This is a genomic window from Longibaculum muris (assembly GCF_004343035.1).
GTDB lineage: Bacteria > Bacillota_I > Bacilli_A > Erysipelotrichales > Coprobacillaceae > Longibaculum > Longibaculum muris.
Map to the genome: position 1 here is coordinate 1 of NZ_SMCQ01000036.1, position 23,622 is coordinate 23,622.

Sequence of the window (23,622 nt, forward strand, 5' to 3'; positions counted from 1 at the left end):
AGCATCATAACGGCGAAGATAGTGAGCGATTGCGACAATAGCAAGCTGCCAGTTCTCCTGAGGGATATCATCCGATATCTCTCTTTTTTTGTCTATATTTATCCTATCTTTCTTCTCCTTTTGCTTTTCATATTGTCTGAAATGTAGTAAAATTAGCTTGAGGAAATAGTACACTTACAGTGAAGAATACAATTCTAATATAATAATGAATGAATATGATAAAAAAGAGAAATAGGCTTTCTTTTATCAGAAAGGAGTATTTAAAAATCTAATTTGATGGATTTTTAAAGCACGTAAGTATGAGAAATAAAAAATATTTTTTTAATATTGCACTCATTTTGATAATTGGTGGGGTTTCAATATATTTGTCAATTGGTAAGCAGTTTGATCAAGTCATCCATGCTTTTGAAGAAGCAAGAATTTCTTGGATTGCTGTTATGGGAATTGTTATGTTCTCCTATTATCTATTTGACGCACTTTCATTGTGGTATTTTGGTCTTGCTTACAAAAAAGATTATTCGTTTAAACAATCATTTATTAATGCCATTAGTGGAACTTTCTTTAATGGGATTACACCATTTGCGAGTGGTGGACAATTTGCTCAAGTTTATATTTTTAATAAACAAGGAATACCACCAACAAATTCGGCAAGTATTCTTTTGATGTGTTTTATTTGTTATCAGAGTGTCTTGGTATTATATACAGGAATTGTGTTATTATTTAAATATCAGTATTTTGTAGAAAATCAACCAGCAGTTTTTAGTCTTGCAATACTTGGTTTTCTGATTAATTTTGTGGTCATCTTAGGGTTATTTGGTGGTGCTAAATCAAAAAAATTACAAAACTTTTTAACGCATAATGTTTTAAGATTTTTAAGTAAGATTCATATTGTCAAAGATTATGAATCAACATGTGTTAAAATTGAACAATATCTTGCTGATTTTAGAGAACAATTGAATTTCTTACAACGGAATAAGCCTGTCCTTGTAAAATCATGTCTTTGTAATTTTATGAAGTTGACAATTATTTATAGTATGCCTTTTTTTGCAGCTAAGGCACTTAATTTAAATGTCTCTTGGAATCAGTTCTTTGACTTTTTAGGATTATGTTCATTTATTTATTTAATTAATGCATTTTTACCGATACCTGGAGCTAGTGGTGGTAGTGAAGGTGTATATGTTCTATTATTTAGTTTCTTAGGTACTGTTGGGACTTCATCGTCATTATTCCTATGGCGTTTTATGTCTTACTATATGGGTTTGATTATAGGTGGTTTAGTCTTTTCAATGAATAAAGAGATAAACCGTTCTAAATTGGAGGAGTGATTGAATGAATATTGCTTTATTTAGTGATACGTATTTACCAGATATTAATGGTGTTGCAACATCTACACATATATTAAAAAAAGAATTAAAAAAGCATGGACATCATGTTTTAATTGTTACAACCTTTTTACCTCATGATAGCCAATATGTTGATGAGGATTTAGATGTTTTAAGGTTACCTGGAATTGATTTAAAGAAGCTCTATGGCTATCGAGCTTCTAATATTTATTCTTTTAAAGGAATGAAGGAACTAAAAGATTTTCAGCCAGATATTATCCATATTCAAACAGAATTTGGAATTGGAATTTTTGGCAAGATTGCTGGTGAAATCTTGAATGTACCGGTTTGTTATACTTACCATACAATGTGGGCTGATTATTCTCATTATATTGCGCCAGGGAATATTAAAGCGGTTGATCATGCAGCTAAGAAAATTATTGAAAAGATTTCTAAAATCTACGGTGATAGCTGTTCTGAATTGATTGTTCCTTCACAAAAAACGGCTGATGCTTTAAGAGAATATGGAATTTCTAATTCTATTAATGTTATTCCAACAGGACTAGAATTAGAGCATTTTTCTTTAGCTCATAAAAATGAAGAATTGATGCAACAAATTGTGAAACAATATCATTTAGAAAATAAATTTGTTGTGACTTTCTTAGGGAGAATAGCTCCAGAGAAAAGTGTAGACTTTTTAATTGATGCAATGTCTGAAATTATAAAAGTCAATCAACAAATTGTTTTAATGATTGTTGGAGGGGGACCTCAAGTTGATGAACTGAAGGACTATGTTCATTCAAAAGGATTAGATGATTATATTTGTTTTACTGGTCCACAAGTGAGCGAAAAGGTTCCTAGTTTTTATCATGTTTCGCATCTATTTGTTTCTGCTTCTATTACTGAAACACAAGGCTTAACTTTTATTGAAGCAATGGCAAGTGGAATCCCAGTATTAGCGCGTTATGATAAGAACCTAGAAGGTGTTGTTATTGATGGGAGAAATGGATATTTCTTTGAGACACAAGAACAATTAGTCGAGAAAATTTTAACTTTGGCTGATAGTGATTTAAGTGAATTGATTGAGCATGCATTAGAAGATGCGAAAAACTATAGTAGTGAGATTTTTTATGAAAGAATTATGAAAACTTATCATAAAGCTTTATCAAAGCATCATTATTGTTATGAAGTGGTGTCTTTAACACCGGATAAAGGGCATACTTATAATGTAGCTTTTCAATTTGATAATCATCAAGTTCTTTTGAATTTATCATCACAAGTTATTGATCGCTATGGTTTAAGTGTTGGGCAAGTTGTTGATCGGGAAGAATTAGATGCTTTAAAAGATCAAGAACAGGTCGCCAGAGCGTATCAGTTGGCTTTAAAATATTTGACTTATAAAGATTATACTTATGCAAAAATGTTGAAGAAATTAACGGATAAAGGTGATTTTGATGATATACAAGTTGAGATGACAATGGATCTTCTTGTTCAAAAGAATCTGATTGATGATGTCGAGTATACTAAAAATTATTTTCATAAAGCGACGAGACTAGGAATAGGGGTTAATAAAATTATTTATAATCTAAAAAAAGATGGTGTTTCACCATTTGTGATTGATGAGTTCTTAGCTGATTATTCCCAAGATTTAGAATATGATAAAGCATTAGAAATTGTTGAAAAGTTATATAATGAAAATACAACAAGACCCCAATATGCACTTATTCAAAATATCAAGAACAAACTTTTTAATAAAGGCTTTTCACAAGATGTTGTTGAAAGGGCTATTCAGGATTTTGATTTTGTATTTCCTAAAGAACATACTAAAAAGTTATTAACAAAAGAATATTATCGTGTCTATAATCGTTATAAAAACAGATATGATAAACATATTTTAAAAAGCAAAATCATTACTTTCCTTGTACAAAAAGGTTATGAATATGATGATGTGGTAGAAATTATTAGAGAATTATGGGAGGATAATGATGATTAAAATTAGAGATATGAAATGTGGCAATGATAACGTTGAATTTACAGCGATGATCTCACATGTAACAACTGGTAAAACAAATGGTGCCAATAAAAGTAATTATTTAAGCATTGTTTTTCAAGATGAAACAGGAACAATTGATGCAAAGTTATGGAATGCAACCGACGAACAAATCTCAACGCTTCAAAATGGTGCAGTTGTAAGAGGTAAAGGGGATATTATCAAATATAGTGATGATCGTCAAATGAAGATTGTTAAGATAGAAGATATTTCTTATCAGCAATCACAACAAGTACAGTTTTTAAGCAAAGCACCAATGGATCAAGATGAAATGATTGAACAATTAATGAGCTATGTTAAACGAATTTCAAATACTAAGCTTTATGTAATTGTGAAACATCTTATGGAAAAAAATATCGAAGCATTAAAAATATATCCAGCAGCAAGCCGTAATCATCATGAATGTGTGTCTGGGTTGGCTTATCATACTTTATCTATGTTGAAATTAGCGGATAGTATGTTAGATATCTATCCAAGTTTAAATGCAGATTTAATGTATGCGGGTATTTTATTACATGATTTAGGAAAAACTGTTGAATTAAGTGGACCAGTTGTTCCAACGTATACACTAGAAGGAAAAATGCTAGGACATATTTCTATTGCTCAAGCAATGGTTTATGAGGCAGCTAAGGAATTAAATATTGAAGGTGAGGAAGTTGTCTTATTACAGCATTTAATTTTATCTCATCATGGTAAAAATGAATTTGGTTCACCAGTATTACCACAAATTAAAGAAGCTGAAATGATCTATTTAATTGACAACATTGATGCTAGAATGAATATGTTTGATAAAGCTTTAGATCAAGTAGAACCAGGAGAATATTCTAAACGGGTTTTCGCTTTAGAAAATCGAACAATTTACAAACCAAAGATGTATGAATAATTGAAAAATATTTTAACGATTATGAACTTCTCTGGTATTTATGAAAATCAAAGATTTTATCAAAAAGATAATTTCAATTGGATTGATTGTCAAAATATACAAGGGACAAATGGACTTTTAGATAATCATTCTAAACAAATGATTCGTCGTATGATTTCAAACATTGATGTTCAGGGAATTCATTTTATTGATAATGGCAATTATCATTATATTAGTGAATTATGGATAGAAAAAATAAGACATCCATTTGCTTTGGTTGTCTTTGATCATCATAGTGATATGCAAAAATCATTATTTGATGAAATGCTAGGTTGTGGTTCATGGATTTTAAAAGCAATTGAATCACAACCTTATTTACAAAAAGTTATTTTAATTGGAATGACAGCTTCACAAAAAAAGAAAATTGAGCACTTATATAAAGATAAAGTGATTATTTTCTTAGAAGATGATATTTTAAAGCATCGCTTTGCTTCTTTTCCATTGGATAAAATAAAAGACTTACCAATTTATATCTCTATTGATAAAGATATTTTATCTAAACAAGTTATTGAAACGAATTGGGATCAAGGTCAAGTCAATTTATTGGATTTGCAGTCATTATTAGCTATTTTATTAACGGATTGTGATGTGATTGGAATTGATATTTGTGGAGAATGTATGAATCGTATTGAAGAAATGAAGAATATAAAAAAAGATGAAGTTGTGAATGAAAAATTAATTGAATTCATTCATCAATCACTTCATCTATAGAAAGTGGTTTATTGACCACTTTTTTGAATACCACAATAAAATTCTTTCCACATTTCTTTGACATGTTCTTTAGAATAATATTCACTAATTTCTTTGGAATAGTGCTGATATTTTTGATAAAGATGAGGATCATCTTTTAATTCTTGAATTTGCTTAGCAAATTGAACATTATCATTTTGACTTAAGTACTTGTTAAAAAGAATATCTTTATAAAGCTCTAAATCCCTTAATAGCAGGGGTTTTTGACTATTGACAGCTTCTAATATTGCCATGGGGAAAAGCTCGTTATACGAAGGCATAAACAAAATATCAGCAAGATTATAAATATCATTCATTTCTTCTCTTTGTACAATACCAATGAAATGAACATTACTAGGAGGATTCTGATAAATTTCTTTTAATTCATCATAACCATCAGTAATCTTTCCAAAAGAGAATCCGCCAGCCCAAACAAAAGTGATATCAGGTAACATCTTAGCTACTTCAACAAAATCTTTAACTCCTTTTCTCGTTTGAACTTGCCCAACCCCTAAAACAACAAAAGCATCTTTATCAATATCATAACGTTGTTTAACAGTGAGAACTTTTTCTTCGCTTTCTTGATAAAAGGATTCTTTAGAAACATAATTAGGAATATAGTGAATCTTTCTTCTTTCGATACCAAATCTTACTAAGTCATCAATAAAAATAGGATTCACAACAATCAAATAATCAGCAGTGTTATAAAAATAGGTAATATATTTCTTAAAAACTTTTAAAGCTGATTTAGGTAAACTTATACTACCATCTAAAGTATCAGGCAAAAAGTGAACATAGGCAACATTAACACCCTTGTTTCTTTTCATCTTCATTAAATATTCAGGTAAAATGGTATGACAATGAATAATATCAGCAGGAGCTGAATCATTAATAACAACATCAAAAACATCACTCAATTCATCTTTAATAAGTGATACTTGTTCTAAATAAGCACTTCCAACACCTTGACCATCAACTTTGTCAGCATTGGATAACATATTGATTCTGATTCTTTCCATATCTTTCTCCTTTTTCATATTATATCATATGTTCTACAAAAATAAAAATCATAAAAAATAGAGTTCTTAGAACTCTATTGCATAATCTTTTGATAAATATCATCTAAATCAACTTGATCACTACGATCTTGGTAGATAGCCTTAAAACCTTCATCTTCTTGATATCTAGGAATAATATGAATATGGAAATGATGAACAGATTGACCAGCAATTTCATTCATATTCGTAATCACATTAAAACCTAAAGCACCTAATTTATTTTGCAATTTCTTAGCTATTTCCTGAACGACATTCATCATATGTGAAAGCGTTTGTTGATCAACATTCAAAACATTATCATAGTGTTTTTTAGGAATGACTAAAGTATGTCCATTTGTTGCCTGACTTAAATCTAAAAAAGCCATACACACATCATCTTCATATAAAACTTTTCCACCAATTTCATGATGAGCAATCTTACAAAAAATACAATTATCCATAAACCTTACCTCCATTAATATCATTTTACAATAAAAAAAGAATAAGGGAAACCCCTTATTCAAGATATTGATCTGAAATATTCTTAATTTCTTTAGCTAATTTATCATCATTAACAGTAAAATGATATTTCTTCAAATATTTTGCTTCAACATCTTCTTTAGCATTTGAATCATTAGCTAAAGCTTCAATTAAATCATCTTTGTTTTTATGATCAGTATCATAAACATAGACAACAGCATATTTATCATCACTTAATTTAATAGCTTCACTATAAACACCATCTTTATCAAGCTTTGATAAATCTTTTAATTTTTTCTTTAAGTTATCATCTAATGAAGAATTCTTAGTGACAATACCAGCATCTTCACCATTTGTTCCGGCTTCTTTTAATTTCTTATCAAAAGCTTCTTTTGTTGTGGCTTCTTTAATAATTGCTAAAGCAGCAGATTCTTTATCTACAACAATCTTTTTAAAAGATACAACTTGATATTCTGAAATCATTGTTTCTAAGTTTTCTTCAATATATTTTTTTGTTAACATATTTAATTTAACTACAGGAACAATCTTTTCATTAACAAAATCATCTTTTGAAGAATAACCTAATGATTTTGCATATTTATCTAAACCACCATCAGCATATTGTTCATATGTTTTTTCTTCTTCTTTAACTTGCTTATCAATAGCCTTTTGATCAGTTAATTCTTTATCGGCAATACTTAATAAAACTTCATCAAGAACTTCATTAGCACCACTAGTTTTTAATAAATAATCAAAATAATCTTGTTTAGTAATATTAAGTTCACTTCCACTTACAATGACTTTATCACTATCACTGACTTTTACACTATAATTTGAAGAACAAGCTGCAAGTAATCCACCACAAAGAAGTAACATTAATAATTTCTTCATTATGATTTCTCCTTTCTTAAATCAGTTCTTGTTTTTAAATTTTCATCAACAATCTTTTGAATTGTTTCTTTAACACTATCATCACCATACTTAATGTCATAAGTATTAAAAACAAGATATACTAAATAAGTATCATAAACAAGTAAAGGAGAATCAACATCAATTGTCTTTAATTCTTTTTTAATTGTTTCTTTATCAGTTGTTGTACATTTTAAAATATAGTATCCACCAGTTCCTTGGATAGGGGCAGTGATTTTACCTTGTTCAAGAGTTAAAGCAGCTTTTTCAACTTCTTCACCATAAATATTTTTTAATTTTGCAGTTGAATCCACAATCCCAATATTCCCTTTTGCACTCTTTGTTGTATCATCAGAATATTGAGAAGCAATATCCTCAAAACTTTTGTCAGTTTTTAATAATGATTGGATTTCTTCTAATTTAGCTTTTTCTTCATCAGTTGGATTTGCTGGATCACTCATTGTGACTTTTATTAAACTCATCTTACGAGGAGCTTCCATCTTGTAATAATCATCAAACACTTCATCAAAGTTTGCTTTGACATATTTCTTTAAAAATTCAGAATATTGAAGTGATTGAACAATCGAATCTTTAAAAGCGTCGATATCTTTATAACCACTTTGTGTTAATGCACTTTCTAATTGCGCATCAGCATCATCTCCATATTGATTCTTATAATTGTTTTCAAGATTTGATGCAATGTTTGAAGCATTTTCTTTCATATCAGATGTTACTGGGAAATTTTCTCGAATGAGTTGATCTAATACATAAGTAAATAAATTTTTCTTTCCCTCTGTTGAAGTTGACAAATTTTTATAAATGTCATCAGCATAGATTTTTTGACCATCAATAGAAGCAACAACATACTTTCCATTATCTTTGACGGCACTAGAACATCCACTTAGGACTAATAAACTGGCTAAAGCTAGTCCTACAAGTCGTTTTTGTTTCATATAGACCTCCTTGATATTAACACTTCTATTATACACGATATCAATATTTTTTCAACTTTAGTAGGCTATAATACAAAATTTACTGACATTTTACCATATTATATAATGTGCATAGAGGAGGGAAAGGAAAAATGGATACAAAGCTCAAGAGTCATCATCAAGAAATCACAATCGTGTTGTTTATTTTATTGATTTTATTATGTTGTTTTGTTGTTTAGAAAGGGAGGGATATTTATGATGGCACATCAAGGATCATTTACCTTAATTCTTGTATTGTTTATCTTATTGGTTATCATTTGTGGTATTTGTTAGACATGACTCTATAGATTCGTCTATAGAGTTTTTCTTTTTGAAAACTTGTTGTTTGGGTATAATAAATTTATTATCGTATTGCTTGTCATTATCAGTAATTTTTCGTAAAATATATGTTCGAAAGGGGCGCGTTTTATGTCAACTTTAAAGATAAAAAATTTACATGTTAAAGTCGGAGAAAAAGAAATTTTAAAAGGAATTAATCTGGAAGTCACTACAGGCGAGATTCATGCGATTATGGGACCTAATGGTAACGGAAAGTCAACATTACTTTCAGCTATAATGGGTCATCCAAAATATACAGTCACAAGTGGAAGTATTTTATTAGATGATCAAGATGTATTAGAAATGAGTGTTGATGAAAGAGCAAGAGCAGGATTGTTTTTAGGTATGCAATATCCTCAAGAAATCCCAGGAGTTACTAATTCAGACTTCTTAAAGGCTGCAATGAATGCTAGAAGGGAAGAACCAATTTCATTATTTAAGTTTATTCGTACATTGGATAAAAATATTGAAGAATTGGATATGGATGAAAATCTTGCTCATCGTTATTTAAATGAAGGATTTTCAGGTGGAGAAAAGAAACGTAATGAAATTTTACAAATGAAATTATTACAACCAAAATTTGCTTTATTAGATGAAATTGATTCAGGGCTAGACGTTGATGCCTTAAGAGTTGTCAGCGAAGCTATTAATTCAATGCGTAGTGATGATTTTGGTTGCGTTATGGTTTCTCACTATGAAAGATTATTTGAACTTGTTAAACCAACTCATGTTCATGTCTTGGTACAAGGACAAATTGTGATGAGTGGTGGGTATGAATTGGTTGAAAAAATTGATCGTGAAGGATATGAATGGATCAAGGAACTTGGTATTGAATTAGAACAAGAAGAAGATAAACGTATTATCTTAGGAACTTGTGGGAAAAAGGAACAATTGAAACATGAATAAATATGTTTTAAATAGTGAATTTTATATCGTTTTTAATAACGGTGATTGCCAAGAATCACATTTACCTGATCGTGTTTGTTATCAAGAGGGGGTTTTATCTTTTGATAATATTCAACCTGTTGAAGTTCAAGTGATTTATTTATTGGATAAATCACAGTCAATGGATTTATGTATCAAAGTTGCTAGTCGAAGTGAAGTAAGCTTGATTGAAAGTAAGCTATTGGATAGTCAAGCGTCATTACATAAAACAATGATGATTGCAAATGATGCCATTATGCATGTGTTTAGTGAAAATACATCACAAGATGCAAAGAGTGAAGAAGATATTTATTTAAAAGAAAATGCTGTTTGTCAATATGGATATGCTGAGTTATCAGATGAGAGTTTTGATGGTCAATATCATTATTATTTACAAGGTGAAGGGGCTGATGTTAAAGTCAGAATGGCAATTCTTTCTAAAGCTAAGGAAAAGAAACATTTTGAAGTTTTAATTGAACATTTAGCACCTCATACATATGGACAAATGGATAATTATGGGGTTGTCAAAGATGAAGGAAAATTAGTTATTGATGGCATTGGTACCATTACTAAAGGACAACATGGTTCAGCTAGTCATCAAACGAATAAGATTATGGTCTTTGATGCCAAATGTGTTGCAAGTGCTAATCCATATTTATATATTGATGAATATGATGTTAAAGCATCCCATGCAGCTGGAGTAGGAAAGATGGATGAAGAACATCTTTACTATTTACAAAGTCGTGGATTAAGTAAGAAACAGGCAATGCATTTAATTACTTATGGTTATTTAAAACCAGTTATTGAAGTCGTTGATAATGAAATGTTAAAAGAACGTTTTGAGAAGGCTTTATCAAAGGTAGGTGCTTAATATGTTTGATGTTCAACAAATTAGAAAAGATTTTCCGATGTTGAATGGAAAAACGATGCACGATCAACCGCTTATTTATTTTGATAATGGAGCAACAACTTTAAAACCACAAGTTGTGATTAATAAAGTTTGCGATTACTTAACAAATTATTCAGGAAATGCGCATCGTGGAGATTATGATTTATCACATGAAGTGGATGTTCAATACGAAGAAGCTAGATGCTTAGTGGCTAAGTTTATTCATGCTTCACGTAAAGAAGAAATTGTTTTTACCTCAGGGTCAACTGATTCTTTAAATATGATTGCCTATGGATATGGTAAGACGCATTTATCAGCTGGTGATGAAATTTTGATTACAGTTGCTGAACATGCGTCAAATACTTTACCATGGTTTGATATTGCGAGGGAAGTTGGAGCTGTTGTCAATTATATTGAATTAGATGCTCAAGGTCGTTTGACGCTAGAAAATGTTAAAAAAGCCGTAACTGATCAAACTAAGATTATTGCCATTGCTGAAGTGACAAATGTTTTAGGGTTTCAGGCACCTATGAAAGAGATTTGTGCTTATGCGCATGAAAGAGACATTATTGTAGTTGCTGATGGGGCTCAAAGTGTACCTCATCAAGTTACTGATGTGACTGATACAGATGTTGATTTCCTAGCCTTTTCTGGACATAAGATGTGTGGTCCAACAGGTGTAGGAGTTTTATATGGAAAATATAATTTATTATGTGAAACCAAACCAACACGTTTAGGTGGAGGATCAAATTCTCGTTATAACAGTTGTGGGGTTGTGACACTTAAAAATCCACCTTATAAATTTGAAGCGGGAACTCCTAATATTGAAGGTGTTGTTGGTTTAGGGGCAGCTGTTTCTTATTTGATGGAAGTGGGAATGGATAACATTCATGCTTATGAAAAAGAGTTGCGTGATTATTGTATTGAAAAAATGAAGGCATTAGATAACATTGAAATTTACAATGAGACATCTCATGGGGCAATTGCTTTTAATATTAAAGGGGTTTTCTCACAAGATGGAGCGAGTCTTTTTAATACATATGGAATTGCCGTGAGAGCTGGTCAACATTGTGCAAAAATATTAGATGAATTTTTAGATGTTTCTTCAACTTTACGTGTTTCGTTTTATTTCTATAATACGAAAGAAGAAATTGATAAATTCATTGAAGTGTGTAAGAAAGGAGATGACTTTTTAGATGCGTTCTTTGGATGATCCTCAATTAATGAGGGAAATAATTATGGATCATTATGAACATCCTCGTAATCGAGGATTGGTTGATGATCAAACTTATCAAAAAGTCAATATGAATTCAGACACTTGTATTGATGATTTAGATATTCAAGTGAAATTTGATGGTGATAAAATTGCAGATGTTCGTTATGATGGAGAAGCTTGTGCTATTTGTACATCTTCAACATCAATTATGAGTACTTTGGTTAAAGGAAAGACGAAAGCTGAAGCAAAGAAAATCATTGAAAATTATATGAATATGATTTATGAAAAAGATTATGATGAAGAATTATTAGAAGAAGCCATAGCTTTTAAAAATACCCATAAACAAGCTAATCGTATTAAATGTGCGACACTTGGTTGGAATGGATTAATTAAGCTAATAGAAGAAAGTGAGGAATAGACATGGCTAATCAAAAACTTGATATTCCTACAAATAATGCTGAATATGATTTTAAAGATGAAGATGTTTCGGTTTTTAAAACACCAAAAGGAATTAATGAAGAAATTGTCAGAGAAATTTCAGCAATTAAAAATGAACCAGAGTGGATGTTAGAATATCGTTTAAAATCATTGAAATGCTTTTTAGAAAAACCAATGCCTACATGGGGCGTTGATTTAAGTCAAATGGATTTTGATGAATATACATATTATAATCGTCCTAGTGATAATTTAACTGATAAATGGGATGAAGTCCCTGAAACGATTAAAAATACTTTTGATAAGTTAGGAATTCCAGAAGCTGAACAACATTTCTTAGCTGGAGCAAGTGCTCAATATGAATCAGAAGTTGTTTATCATAACATGTTAGAAGAAGTTAAAGAAAAAGGGGTTATTTTCTTAGATATTGATAGTGGTTTAAGAGAATATCCAGAAATCTTTAGAAAATACTTTGATACTGTTATTCCTTATAATGATAATAAGTTTTCAGCTTTAAATGGGGCCGTTTGGTCAGGTGGTTCATTTATCTATGTTCCCCCAGGTGTCAAATTAGAAAAACCACTACAATCTTATTTTAGAATTAATAGTGAACGTATGGCCCAATTTGAAAGAACTTTGATTATTGTTGATAAAGGAAGCGATATTCATTATGTAGAAGGATGTACAGCGCCATCTTACTCTAAAGATTCATTACATGCAGGAGTTGTTGAAATTGTTGTTTTAGAGGGTGCAAAATGCCGTTATACAACAATACAAAACTGGTCAAAAAACATTTATAACTTGGTAACTCAACGTGCTAAAGTTTATAAAAATGGTTCTATGGAATGGGTGGATGGAAACATTGGTTCACTTGTCACTATGAAATATCCAACATGTATTTTAGCTGAAGAAGGAGCTAAGGGAACTTGTATTACGATTGCAGTTGCTGAAGATTGCCAAATTATTGATTCAGGTTCTAAGATGATTCATATGGCACCACATACTTCTAGTCAGATTATTTCTAAATCTATTTCGAGAACTGGTGGAAAAGTGAATTATCGTGGCTTAGTTCGCCATTTACCATATGCTACGGATGCCAAAAGTAAGGTTGAATGTGATACATTAATCTTAGATGAAAAATCAACAAGCGATACAGTTCCAACCAATATTATGATGAATAATGATTCAATTATTGAACATGAAGCAACTGTTTCTAAAGTTTCAGAAGATCAATTATTCTATCTGATGAGTCGTGGTTTAACAAAACAACAAGCTACAGAAATGATTGTTATGGGATTTATTGAACCATTCTCAAGAGAATTACCAATGGAATATGCAGTTGAATTAAATCAATTAATTAAATTAGATATGGGTGACAGTATTGGATAAATCCATCATTAGAAAAGATATGAAAGCAAAACGTCTCCAGATGAAAACCGAGACGTTTTCTTTATATAATCAGCAAATCTTCGAACAAGTGTTATCTCATCAGCAAATCCAATCTGCTTCAATGATTGCCTGTTATGTCTCACTTGTACATGAAGTGAGTACATTAAAAATAATTCAAGAATTGTTGAAAACCAAAAGAGTATGTGTTCCTAAAGTTGAAGGTGAGATGATGAATTTCTATGAAATTCATTCGCTTGATGATTTAAAAGAAGGTTATTTTCATGTCTTAGAACCAACTGTTTCTGATTTGGTTTTACCTCAAGATATTGATTGTATGCTTGTTCCCATGGTTGCCTTTGATGATAAATTATATCGGGTAGGGTATGGAAAAGGTTTTTATGATAAATATTTCGCTTTAAAACATCATTATTATAAAATTGGCATAGCATTTGAATTTCAAAAAGTTAAAGAGATTGATATAAATAAATTTGATATTGCTTTAGATGAAATCATAACTGAAGCAAACAGATATAAAAGATAATCAAAAAAGGATTATCTTTTTTTGACTAGAAATAAAGGTCTTTTGTTGAAGATAAAATCATATAATAATTTGGTGAAATAGGATGAAAAAATGTTTAATAACACTTTTGGTGTTGGTGATTGTCATATCACTATGTATGGGTGGTATTTATTTAAAAATGATACCTAGTTTAAAAGAATATGGAAAAATGGAAATTCAAAGATTTAATCAGCTGATTATTTCACATTGTTATTTTACAAGTGATTCCCAATATGATCAGTTAGTAATCATTGAACGAGGTGAAGATAACGAAATTGAATTATTAGATTTTGATATGGTGAAAGTCAATGAACTTGCAACAGCAATAGTCATGGATATTGAACAGACATATGCTTCTTTAGAAGAAGGAACATTTCTAGCCGATGATGATACCTATTATCAAAGAAGATTACAAGAAGTAAGTCGAAATGGAATCATTTCCCGTATTCCTATAGCAACACTTTTAAATCTTCCGGCTTTATCATTATTTTCACCAACGATTCCAATCCGTTATAAACATTTGTCTAGTGTAGGAAGTTCAATTGTTAAAAATGTAGAAAACTATGGGGTCAATCATGTCATGGTTGAATTGAGTATTGAAGTGCATATGAATATCACAATGGTCTATCCTTTTTTTGAACAATATCACACCCATAACATTAAGATTCCTGTTTTATTAGAAATATTTCAAGGACAAGTTCCACTTGTTTATTCTCATCAGAAAGAAGAATGATCATGTCTCATATTTTAAAAATGTATTATGGTATCGACGTTGATATCAATGAAAATGGTTATTTTCAATATCAAGGAAAACTTTATTATTTTGCTTATTTAAAAAATGTCCAAGAATTTTTAAATGTTTATCATTATTATCGCTATCTTATGCATCAATGTCATTTAACCGGTTTTCAATTGGTTAAAAATCATAATCAGGATATCATCTCCCAAAACTGTGCTTTATTCATTTATCAATCAGCTTCCTTCGATTATCCCCTTTATCTGCAAAATATCTTATTACCCATGCCCTTGCCTAAAATAAAAGTCATAGATATCAAAGAAAGATGGATACAAAAAATTGATTGTGTCAGAGAAAAAGTCCGCGAATATGCTTATAGCTTTAAACATGACCAAGATATTATATCCCTTATTTATTATTACTGTGGCATTGCTGAAAACAGTATTAATGTTTTAAATGAAATTCTAAGTATTGATTCTAAAGCCACGCTTTCACTTTCTTTGGCTTTAATTCATACCATTGATAATCATGTCTATGAATTATTAAATCCCTGTATGTATTGTATCTCAACCCGTCCTCGTCAAATTGTTTATTTATTAAGAAGTCACTTATTAAGTTATGAAGATATTCAAAAACTATTAGAAAATCAATATTATGATGTTTATGAGATGATTTATCTTTATGCAAGAGTTTTATATCCTTCTCATTTCTTTGATGAAATCCTTTGTTCAAAGCTTTCTTCAAGTGATGTTGAAAATTACTATCTTTATCTAGATGAAGAACGACAAATGTATGAAGAAATGATGAAAATTGTATCATTTTATGTACGACTTCCTAAAATAAGTTGGATAAATGGCGAAAATATGGTATAATATATAGTAAATAATTGAAAGGGAAATATGTATGGATTGTGTAAGTAATATAAAAAATAATGAACAGATTAGGGAATCATTGATTGAATTGAAATCATTAGCGGGAAATGATTCACTTATAAAAAATGACCAAGAATTGAAAGAAAAGTTAATTGACCTATTAAAAAATGATGATCCAAAGATAAGAAAGAACAGTGCAATTTTATTAGGATACTATCAAGATACAGTAGGGGTCTTATTGGATGCATATCGACAAGAAAAGACAGATTACGTCAAAGATGCTTATTTAAAGGGAATCAGTATGCAAGATTGTCATCGTCATATTCAAGAGTTAAAATTAATTCAAAGTCAATTAATTCATTTTGATAGTGTTCCTACAAAACATATTCAAGCGCAGTTAAAGATTTTAAATCCATTAATATTAAAGAATCAAACACATAAAAAGAAGATTATTAAATTAAAACATGATCCAGTTGATGTGATTTTAACAACGCTTCCATACTATCAATTTGTTTTATTTGATTCAGTTTTACACTTAAAATATAAACCGGTGACTCAAGGAGTATTAGTCAGAAGTGATTCACTATATGATTTACAAAACATTCGTGCTTATAAAGATATGATTATTCCATTACAAAGTGCTTCAGGAATGGACATATCATTAGAAGCAATTGTAGCGGGATTAAAACGTTCTAATTTATCAGATGTTTTAGATCGATTATATGATGATCATTCGCTATTCTATTTTAGAGTCGTTGATGGTTTAAGAGAAAAGAATGCTTCATTAATTAAGAAAGTATCAGAAAAGCTTTTTGAAATGTATCCAGAAATCTTATTGAATACAACAGAAAATTATGATATTGAAATTATATTAAGAGAAATCAAAAGAGGTAAGGTTAATGCTTATTTAAGATTGACGCATCTTAAAAATCCAAGATTTAATTATCGTAAGGAAGTCATTGCTACTTCTTTGCAGCCTTATGTTGCAGCAACTTTAGTAGAACTTGCTAAACCATATATGAAAGAAAATGGAAAAGTATTGGATCCTTTTGTTGGCTGTGGGACACTTTTGATTGAAAGAAACTTTGCATTACCATCTAAGTTTGCGATGGGTATTGATATTTATGGACTAGGGATTGAGGCGGCTAGAAAAAATACGAAGGTGGCTGGACAAAATATTTATTATGTTCATAAAGATGCTTTGCGTTTTGTAAATAATGAAATGTTTGATGAAATCATAACTGATATGCCTACACTTTCACAAGTCAATGATGCAAAACAATTAAAAGATATCTATGATCGTTTCTTTGAACGGATTCGTCGGCTTGTTAAACCAGGAGGATATGTTTTTATCTATACAAGTGAAATATCTTTAGTAAGAAAGAATTTAAGATTACAAGAAGGCTATCTGACATTAATTGAACATTATGAAATACCTAGAGGTAAGAATATGTTCTACTTCTTCATTATGCAAGTGAAATAACCTACATTGGTAGGTTATTTTCTATATGTATTACATCTATATATTAAGATGTCAGGATAATAGCCTTTATATTGGAATTACAACAGATATCAAAAGACGTTTTCATGAACACATTTCAAAAGCAAATAAAGGAGCAAAATATACCAAAGCCCATGCTGTTGAAAGCATAGAATTTTGTATGGTTTGTCAAAATCGCTCCATAGCATCAAAAATGGAATATCGTTTAAAGACATTAAGTAAAAAACAAAAAGAAAATCTCATTCAAAATCATGATAACTTAAAAATATATTTTCAAGATCAATTAGATTTATCATTATATGAAATCATTCAGGTGAATATTGAGTAGATAGACAAATATCTACTTTTTTCACGTTTTGAAAAAACTTGACTTAAAGTACACTCTATGGAGTATGATATGACAGTGTAAAGGAGGTTGTCATATGAATGAATTTTATCAGGATTTATTATCACCGTTAATGTATTATTGGGTTCAATTACATAAAGGTGTTCACGTTTGTACAAACTCTTGTAAGCTTTGTTTAACACATGATTCGATTTATGGTGTTATTTATTTTCATGAAAATAAAATGGTAGAATTAATGATTAAAGATAAAAATACCAATCATCATTTATTTGATTTATGTTTTGAATTATATGATATAAAAACAGCCCTTCAACAATTTCATCAATTTTTTCACTATTTAAAACATCCTCAATTACTACAACCTGTTCAACAAGATAAAAAACATGTTTGTAAAATCTTATTAGCTGGTAGTGGTTTAACAACTGAATACTTTGCGAATGCATTACAATTATTAGTTGATCAAAAGAAATTAGGAGTTTTTATTGAAGCTAGAAATTATCATGAGATTGAACGTTTGATTGATCATTATGATCTGATTTTATTAGCTCCACAAATGGCTTATATGTTTGACACATATTTTCAAAAGTATGGAGATAAAATCAAGATGATAGATGCTTTAGATTTTGCAACTTGTCATTTTGAAGCAATTATTGAAAAAGTCATTCAATAAAAATAAGAAAAAAGGCTTGACCTAGAGTCAACTTGAAGTGTTATGATAATATCAGGGGGATAAAATCATGGAAAAAGTAAGATTAGGAAGAACAAATATAGTTGTTAATAAAAATGGTTTTGGGGCTTTACCAGTCCAACGTGTTTCAAAAGAAGATGCAAAAGTCATTTTAAGAAAAGCATATGAAAATGGCATTCAATTTTTTGATTCAGCGAGAGCTTATAGTGATAGCGAAGAAAAGATTGGTTTAGCCTTAAGTGATGTGAGAGAAAATATTTTTATAGCAACAAAAACAATGGCAACAACAGTTGAAGATTTTTGGCAGGATTTAGAGATGAGTTTAAAGATGTTAAAGACCGATTATATTGATATTTATCAATTTCATAATCCCTCATTTTGTCCTAAGCCAAATGATGGAACAGGTCTTTATGAAGCAATGGAAGAAGCTAAAAGACAAGGAAAGATTCGTTTTATTGGTTTAACAAATCATGGTTGGAAAGTTGCTAAGGAAGCTATTGAATCAGGCTTATATGATACTTTGCAGTTTCCGTTTAGTTATTTAGCTAGCGACGCTGAAGAAGAACTCGTACGCTTATGTCAAGAACATGATGTTGGCTTTATTTGTATGAAAGCTTTATCAGGTGGCTTGATTACGCGTAGTGATATTGCATATGCTTATCTTAATCAATTCCCACATGCTTTGCCTATATGGGGAATCCAAAAGGAAAGTGAGCTAGATGAATTTTTAAGTTATCAAGAGTGTCCACCAGCCTTAACTAAGGAGATTCAAGCGATTATCGAACATGATCGTCAAGAGTTATCTGGACAATTCTGTCGTGGCTGTGGCTATTGTATGCCTTGTCCTCAAGGTATTGTAATTAATCAATGCGCTCGTATGTCTTTGATGTTAAGACGTGCGCCTGCAAGTGGCTGGTTATCAGAAAAATGGCAGGCAGAAATGAAAAAAATAGAAAGTTGTATTCATTGTCATCAGTGTGTCAGCCGTTGTCCATACGGTTTAAATACACCAGAACTTTTATTGAAGAATTATGAAGATTATCAAACGTTTTTAAAATAAAGGAGAGTTTATGGAATATCGTCAATTAGGAAAAACATCTTTACAAGTTAGTGTTGTTGCGCTAGGGTGTGAAGGATTTATGAATAAAAGCGATGAGGATGTTCAAGCAATGGTTGATTATGCTCATCAAGAAGGAATTAATTTTGTTGATTTCTTTTCATCAAATCCTCAAGGACGTAGTGCTTTTGGTAAAGCTATTCAAAATCATCGAGAGGATTGGATTATTCAAGGTCCTTTATGTACAACATGGAAAAATGGTCAATATGAAAGAACAAGAAAGATGGATGAAGTTAAAGCTGGTTTTGAAGATCTTTTAAAACGACTTGGAACGGATTATATTGATATTGGAATGATTCATTATATTGATGCAAAGAAAGATTTTGATGAAGTTTTTCATGGAGAAATTATGGAATATGCTAAAGCATTAAAAGCTCAAGGAATTATTAAATCAATTGGAATTAGTTCCCATAATCCTTTAATCGCAATGTTAGCGGCGCAAAGTGGTTTGGTTGATGTGATTATGTTTTCAATCAATCCTTGTTATGATATGTTACCACCAAGTGAAAATGTAGATGATTTATGGGATGATAAAAACTATGAAAAACCTTTATTTTAAATTGCACCAGAACGTCAACATTTATATGAATATTGTGAAAGTCATCATATTGCTTTAACTGTTATGAAAGCTTTTGGTGGTGGCGATTTATTAGATGAGAATCTCTCACCATTTGGAGTAAAGATGACTCCATTACAATGTATTCATTATTGTTTGACAAGACCAGGAGTGGTTTCTGTCATGGCCGGAAGTCATAGTATAGAAGAAATGAAGGAAGCTATTGATTATTGTAAAGCTGATTTTCAAGCAAAAGATTTTGCCGAAGTGTTGAGTCATGTCCCTAAACATAGCTTTATTGGTCATTGTGTTTATTGTGGACATTGTGCACCTTGCAGCAAACAAATTCCAATTGCCGATATTCATAAGTTTACTGATTTATGTCATCAAGGGGAAGTTCCTGAAACAGTTCGTGAACATTACGCTATGTTATCACATCATGCGAGTGAATGCATAGAGTGTCAACTGTGTATGCCACGTTGTCCTTTTGAAGTTAATATTATTGAAAAAATGAAAATGGCACAAAAGCTATTTGGTTATTAGGAGGTTTTATATGAAAACAAAAAAAATGACATTTGGAGCGATGTGTTTAGCTCTATCCTTATTGCTGCCACAGGTCTTTCATTTCATTGGTCTGCAACAAGCCGGAGCAGTCTTTTTACCAATGCATATCCCAGTTTTTATAGGAGGAATGTTGTTAGGGCCTATTTATGGATTATTTTTAGGAATCTTTGCTCCATTAACAAGTTTCGTAGTCACTGGAATGCCTTCGGCTGATAGAGTTATTTTTATGATGAGCGAACTTGCAACTTATGGAGTCATGAGTGGGTTATTATTTCATCAATTCCATTTTTCTAAAAAGAAATTGGGGTCATTATCTGCTTTAGTAATTTCTATGTTAGCAGGAAGATTGGTATATGGACTGGTCATTTCGATAGGAACTTATCTTTTTCAGATTCCTTTAGGCGGAATCCAGGCAGTTATAATGGCGACTATGACAGGCGTGCCAGGAATTGTGATTCAGTTATTATTTGTACCGACAATTGTCACGATTATTGATAGAGGAGGTTATTTTAATGAACCTGAAGTCATTACAAGAAAAGCTTAATAATGAAGATTTAACTTTGGTAGCACAAATTCAAGATACGATTTATACATCTCAATTAAAAGGAATTGCACCATTAATCAATCCTATGAAAGAAAATCAATTATTCTTTAAAGATGCAATTGTCGTTGATCGTGTTATAGGAAAGGCGGCAGCTATGTTACTTGCATTATCGCAAGTTCAATATATTTATGCGTATGTATTAAGTCGTAAAGCACGAGAAATCTTAGATGCTTACAAGATTGATTATGATTATGAAAAATTAGCTGATTATATTGTTAATCGTGATCATACAGGTATGTGTCCAATGGAAAAGACAGTCTATGATATGACTGATTTAAATGAAGCGTTGTCAGCTTTAATTCAAAAACAAGAAGAATTATCAAAACGTTAAAACGAGGGAATCCTCGTTTTTATTTGTCAAAATCTGAAAATAAATTGAAAAAATATGAAATTGGAGTAAGATATCAAAAGAAAGGAAGGATGTTATGTTTCACTTAAAAGTTGATTTATTAAAAGACAATATCTTAAAAGCTTTATTGATATTTGCTTTACCAATATTAATCGCAAATATCTTTCAACAACTTTATAATACAATGGATACAATGATTGTAGGTAATTTTTTAGGAGATACATCATTAGCTGCCATTAGTGCATGTGGGGCTGTTTATGAATTGTTGATGATTTGCTTTAGGAGTTGGTAATGGACTCTCAATTGTCACAGCAAGAAGTTATGGGGCACATGATGAACAATTGATTAAAAAATCAGTAGCTGGTTCAATTGTTATTGGGATTGGTTTAACCCTCGTTATCATGCTTATTTCTGTTATCTTTTTATATCCTTTGCTGACTTTATTACATACTCCAGCTAATATTATTGATGAAGCTTATTCTTATATTTCAGTTGTCACAATTTTTGTTGGTGTTATGTTTGCTTATAACCTTTGTGCAGGATTATTAAGAGCTATAGGTAATAGTGTTATGCCCCTTGTTTTCTTAATTATCTCATCAATCATTAATGTGATTTTAGATTTATTATTTATTACGCAATTTCAAATGGGAGTTCAAGGTGCAGCTATCGCAACTGTTATTGCTCAAGGTATTTCAGTTTTCTTATGCATGATTTATATTTACCAAAAAACACCAATCTTAATTCCTCAAAAACAACATTTTACTTTTGATCAAGAACTTTACAAAGAACTATTAGGACAAGGATTTTCAATGGGATTTATGATGTCTATTGTTTCAGCAGGAACGGTTATTTTACAAAGTTCAATCAATGGATTTGGCTATTTGATTATTGCTGGACATGGGACAGCTCGTAAATTAAATTCATTTTGTATGATGCCAGCAGGGACTGTGGGTCTTGCTTTATCAACATTTGTTTCGCAAAATAAAGGAGCAAATCAAAAACAACGTATTTTAGATGGGGTTAAATTAGGTAATTTGATTGCTTGTGGATGGGGTATCATTATTACGGTTATATTATTCTTCCTAGCTCCAATATTAGTACAATTTATTTCTGGTTCAACTGAACCAACAATTATAGATAATGCTTCGCTTTATCTACGTATCAATGCACCATTTTATGCTGTACTTGGTATTTTATTGAATTTGAGAAATTCTTTACAAGGATTAGGAATGAAGATTATTCCGCTTGTATCTAGTGTTATTGAATGTTTAGGTAAAGTCATCTTTGTTGCTTTGTTTATTCCTATTTTAGGATATTTTGGGGTTATTATATGTGAACCGGTTATTTGGTGCTGTATGTGTCTACAACTGGCTTATTCTTTTTATCATAACCCATATATTCATCAAAAAGCTGCATAAGCAGTTTTTTTCTTTTAGAAGAAAAATTCATAGAGTCCAATGAATAAAATCAGTAAACTTGTTAAAAAAGGCGCATAATGGTCAAGACAGTGAAATAAAGATAACTGACCAATCATTTGAGAAATAAAGATAAAACAACAAGAAACAATAAAAGTCATCAAACAAGTAAATAAACAAGGCAAACCTGTTAAACTACCAGAAAAACTCAATCCTAGATTATTAATAGATAAAGTTAAACCAAGAAATAATGCTTGTTTTAGAGATAAATCGGTTGCTATGAAATAAGCATGTTCTTCATGATGAGATTGAATCATCATGATAAAACTTATTAATATTAATAGAAATGCGCCTATTTCATTAGCTATTTTTAAAGAAAATAAATGTTGACAATAACTTCCTAATACCATTGATAAATAGGTTCCTAAAGTTGTTAGAAAAGTTATTATTAAATTATTTTGAAAAGAAATATGAATATTTCTTAGGCGATAAGATAAGCTAATTAAAAGACTATCAATATTAGCTGATACAACTAAAAAAACAACTGATAATAAATGCAAAATAACCACCTCTTATTTATCATATGATGATGAATTCAATTGGGAATAAAAAGGGGCTGTAACGAGTAAATAAACATGTTATAGTTTCATATTACGCAAAAAGCGCTCATTTGAGCGCTTTTTTTGGTATAATTTAGTCGATG

Annotated in this window: 27 protein-coding genes and 1 pseudogene; 23 read left to right on the plus strand and 5 right to left on the minus strand. The window is 30.4% G+C overall.

Annotated elements, in window-relative coordinates:
• The first annotated feature begins 299 nt into the window (after positions 1-299).
• From EDD60_RS15165 to EDD60_RS15180, 4 genes are read left to right on the plus strand one after another with little or no spacing between them, the layout of a single operon-like run.
• Positions 300-1,325: a lysylphosphatidylglycerol synthase transmembrane domain-containing protein gene (locus tag EDD60_RS15165; RefSeq protein ID WP_132226539.1), complete on the plus strand. Its 1,026-nt coding sequence runs from the start codon at positions 300-302 to the stop codon at positions 1,323-1,325.
• A 4-nt stretch (positions 1,326-1,329) separates the two neighbouring features.
• Complete coding sequence (locus EDD60_RS15170; protein WP_132226540.1) at positions 1,330-3,315, plus strand: glycosyltransferase; 1,986 nt, start codon at positions 1,330-1,332, stop codon at positions 3,313-3,315.
• Positions 3,308-4,255 carry an HD domain-containing protein gene (locus tag EDD60_RS15175; RefSeq protein ID WP_066450149.1) on the plus strand — a complete coding sequence of 316 codons (948 nt, stop codon included), beginning with the start codon at positions 3,308-3,310 and terminating at the stop codon, positions 4,253-4,255. Before EDD60_RS15170 ends, EDD60_RS15175 begins: the two co-directional genes overlap by 8 nt.
• Positions 4,256-5,005, plus strand: a complete 750-nt coding sequence (locus EDD60_RS15180) for an arginase family protein (RefSeq protein WP_066450148.1) — start codon at positions 4,256-4,258, stop codon at positions 5,003-5,005.
• A gap of 8 nt (positions 5,006-5,013) precedes the next feature.
• On the opposite strand, the gene EDD60_RS15185 is transcribed toward EDD60_RS15180, so the two are convergent.
• The 4 genes from EDD60_RS15185 to EDD60_RS15200 form a co-directional block, all read right to left on the minus strand.
• On the minus strand, positions 5,014-6,042 hold the full coding sequence (locus tag EDD60_RS15185; RefSeq protein WP_132226541.1) for a glycosyltransferase family 4 protein: 1,029 nt from the start codon (positions 6,040-6,042) through the stop codon (positions 5,014-5,016).
• 74 nt (positions 6,043-6,116) lie between these two features.
• On the minus strand, positions 6,117-6,521 hold the full coding sequence (locus tag EDD60_RS15190; RefSeq protein ID WP_066450134.1) for an HIT family protein: 405 nt from the start codon (positions 6,519-6,521) through the stop codon (positions 6,117-6,119).
• 55 nt (positions 6,522-6,576) lie between these two features.
• Positions 6,577-7,431 (minus strand): peptidylprolyl isomerase, encoded by an 855-nt coding sequence (locus tag EDD60_RS15195; RefSeq protein ID WP_066450132.1) that lies wholly within the window; start codon positions 7,429-7,431, stop codon positions 6,577-6,579.
• Positions 7,431-8,402, minus strand: coding sequence for a peptidylprolyl isomerase (locus EDD60_RS15200; RefSeq protein WP_066450130.1), 972 nt, complete (start codon positions 8,400-8,402; stop codon positions 7,431-7,433). Before EDD60_RS15200 ends, EDD60_RS15195 begins: the two co-directional genes overlap by 1 nt.
• Before the next feature lie 237 nt (positions 8,403-8,639).
• Between EDD60_RS15200 and EDD60_RS16765 the strand changes: the two genes are divergently transcribed.
• The 19 genes and pseudogenes from EDD60_RS16765 (at position 8,640) to EDD60_RS16820 (ending at position 22,922) form a co-directional block, all read left to right on the plus strand.
• The gene (locus EDD60_RS16765; RefSeq protein WP_396627794.1) at positions 8,640-8,714 is read left to right on the plus strand and encodes a YjcZ family sporulation protein; all 75 of its coding nucleotides are present in this window, start codon (positions 8,640-8,642) and stop codon (positions 8,712-8,714) included.
• Between the two features lie 135 nt (positions 8,715-8,849).
• The gene (gene sufC / locus EDD60_RS15210) at positions 8,850-9,665 is read left to right on the plus strand and encodes a Fe-S cluster assembly ATPase SufC (protein WP_066450128.1); all 816 of its coding nucleotides are present in this window, start codon (positions 8,850-8,852) and stop codon (positions 9,663-9,665) included.
• Positions 9,658-10,554, plus strand: a complete 897-nt coding sequence (locus tag EDD60_RS15215; protein WP_066450125.1) for a SufB/SufD family protein — start codon at positions 9,658-9,660, stop codon at positions 10,552-10,554. The genes sufC and EDD60_RS15215 overlap by 8 nt, the downstream gene beginning before the upstream one ends.
• A 1-nt stretch (position 10,555) precedes the next feature.
• Entirely contained in the window at positions 10,556-11,785 is a 1,230-nt protein-coding gene (locus EDD60_RS15220) for an aminotransferase class V-fold PLP-dependent enzyme (protein WP_066450123.1), read from the plus strand.
• On the plus strand, positions 11,769-12,206 hold the full coding sequence (gene sufU, locus EDD60_RS15225; RefSeq protein WP_066450120.1) for a Fe-S cluster assembly sulfur transfer protein SufU: 438 nt from the start codon (positions 11,769-11,771) through the stop codon (positions 12,204-12,206). Before EDD60_RS15220 ends, sufU begins: the two co-directional genes overlap by 17 nt.
• Before the next feature lie 2 nt (positions 12,207-12,208).
• Positions 12,209-13,612, plus strand: a complete 1,404-nt coding sequence (gene sufB / locus EDD60_RS15230) for a Fe-S cluster assembly protein SufB (RefSeq protein ID WP_066450118.1) — start codon at positions 12,209-12,211, stop codon at positions 13,610-13,612.
• Complete coding sequence (locus EDD60_RS15235) at positions 13,605-14,153, plus strand: 5-formyltetrahydrofolate cyclo-ligase (RefSeq protein ID WP_066450117.1); 549 nt, start codon at positions 13,605-13,607, stop codon at positions 14,151-14,153. Before sufB ends, EDD60_RS15235 begins: the two co-directional genes overlap by 8 nt.
• An 82-nt stretch (positions 14,154-14,235) precedes the next feature.
• Complete coding sequence (locus EDD60_RS15240) at positions 14,236-14,904, plus strand: sporulation protein YunB (RefSeq protein WP_066450116.1); 669 nt, start codon at positions 14,236-14,238, stop codon at positions 14,902-14,904.
• A gap of 2 nt (positions 14,905-14,906) precedes the next feature.
• Complete coding sequence (locus EDD60_RS15245) at positions 14,907-15,779, plus strand: hypothetical protein (protein ID WP_243646697.1); 873 nt, start codon at positions 14,907-14,909, stop codon at positions 15,777-15,779.
• Positions 15,780-15,810: 31 nt separating this feature from the next.
• Positions 15,811-17,262: a methyltransferase domain-containing protein gene (locus EDD60_RS15250; protein WP_066450107.1), complete on the plus strand. Its 1,452-nt coding sequence runs from the start codon at positions 15,811-15,813 to the stop codon at positions 17,260-17,262.
• Positions 17,263-17,287: 25 nt separating this feature from the next.
• On the plus strand, positions 17,288-17,608 hold the full coding sequence (locus tag EDD60_RS15255) for a GIY-YIG nuclease family protein (RefSeq protein WP_066450105.1): 321 nt from the start codon (positions 17,288-17,290) through the stop codon (positions 17,606-17,608).
• Between the two features lie 94 nt (positions 17,609-17,702).
• Positions 17,703-18,296 carry a PTS sugar transporter subunit IIB gene (locus EDD60_RS15260; protein ID WP_066450103.1) on the plus strand — a complete coding sequence of 198 codons (594 nt, stop codon included), beginning with the start codon at positions 17,703-17,705 and terminating at the stop codon, positions 18,294-18,296.
• Between the two features lie 67 nt (positions 18,297-18,363).
• Complete coding sequence (locus EDD60_RS15265) at positions 18,364-19,374, plus strand: aldo/keto reductase (protein WP_066450102.1); 1,011 nt, start codon at positions 18,364-18,366, stop codon at positions 19,372-19,374.
• 10 nt (positions 19,375-19,384) lie between these two features.
• On the plus strand, positions 19,385-19,990 hold the full coding sequence (locus EDD60_RS16515; protein WP_243646698.1) for an aldo/keto reductase: 606 nt from the start codon (positions 19,385-19,387) through the stop codon (positions 19,988-19,990).
• Positions 19,991-20,053: 63 nt separating this feature from the next.
• Positions 20,054-20,530 carry a hypothetical protein gene (locus EDD60_RS16520; protein WP_243646699.1) on the plus strand — a complete coding sequence of 159 codons (477 nt, stop codon included), beginning with the start codon at positions 20,054-20,056 and terminating at the stop codon, positions 20,528-20,530.
• A 10-nt stretch (positions 20,531-20,540) separates the two neighbouring features.
• Complete coding sequence (locus tag EDD60_RS15275; protein WP_066450098.1) at positions 20,541-21,095, plus strand: ECF transporter S component; 555 nt, start codon at positions 20,541-20,543, stop codon at positions 21,093-21,095.
• Positions 21,064-21,486, plus strand: a complete 423-nt coding sequence (locus EDD60_RS15280; protein WP_066450097.1) for a DUF1893 domain-containing protein — start codon at positions 21,064-21,066, stop codon at positions 21,484-21,486. Before EDD60_RS15275 ends, EDD60_RS15280 begins: the two co-directional genes overlap by 32 nt.
• A gap of 211 nt (positions 21,487-21,697) precedes the next feature.
• Positions 21,698-22,067 (plus strand): annotated as a pseudogene (locus EDD60_RS16815) (MATE family efflux transporter); the annotation flags it as partial.
• Between the two features lie 258 nt (positions 22,068-22,325).
• On the plus strand, positions 22,326-22,922 hold the full coding sequence (locus tag EDD60_RS16820; protein WP_243646700.1) for an MATE family efflux transporter: 597 nt from the start codon (positions 22,326-22,328) through the stop codon (positions 22,920-22,922).
• Positions 22,923-22,936: 14 nt separating this feature from the next.
• On the opposite strand, the gene EDD60_RS15290 is transcribed toward EDD60_RS16820, so the two are convergent.
• A complete protein-coding gene (locus EDD60_RS15290; protein WP_066450096.1) occupies positions 22,937-23,479 on the minus strand; it encodes a manganese efflux pump MntP in 543 nt (180 codons plus the stop codon).
• Positions 23,480-23,622 lie beyond the last annotated feature (143 nt).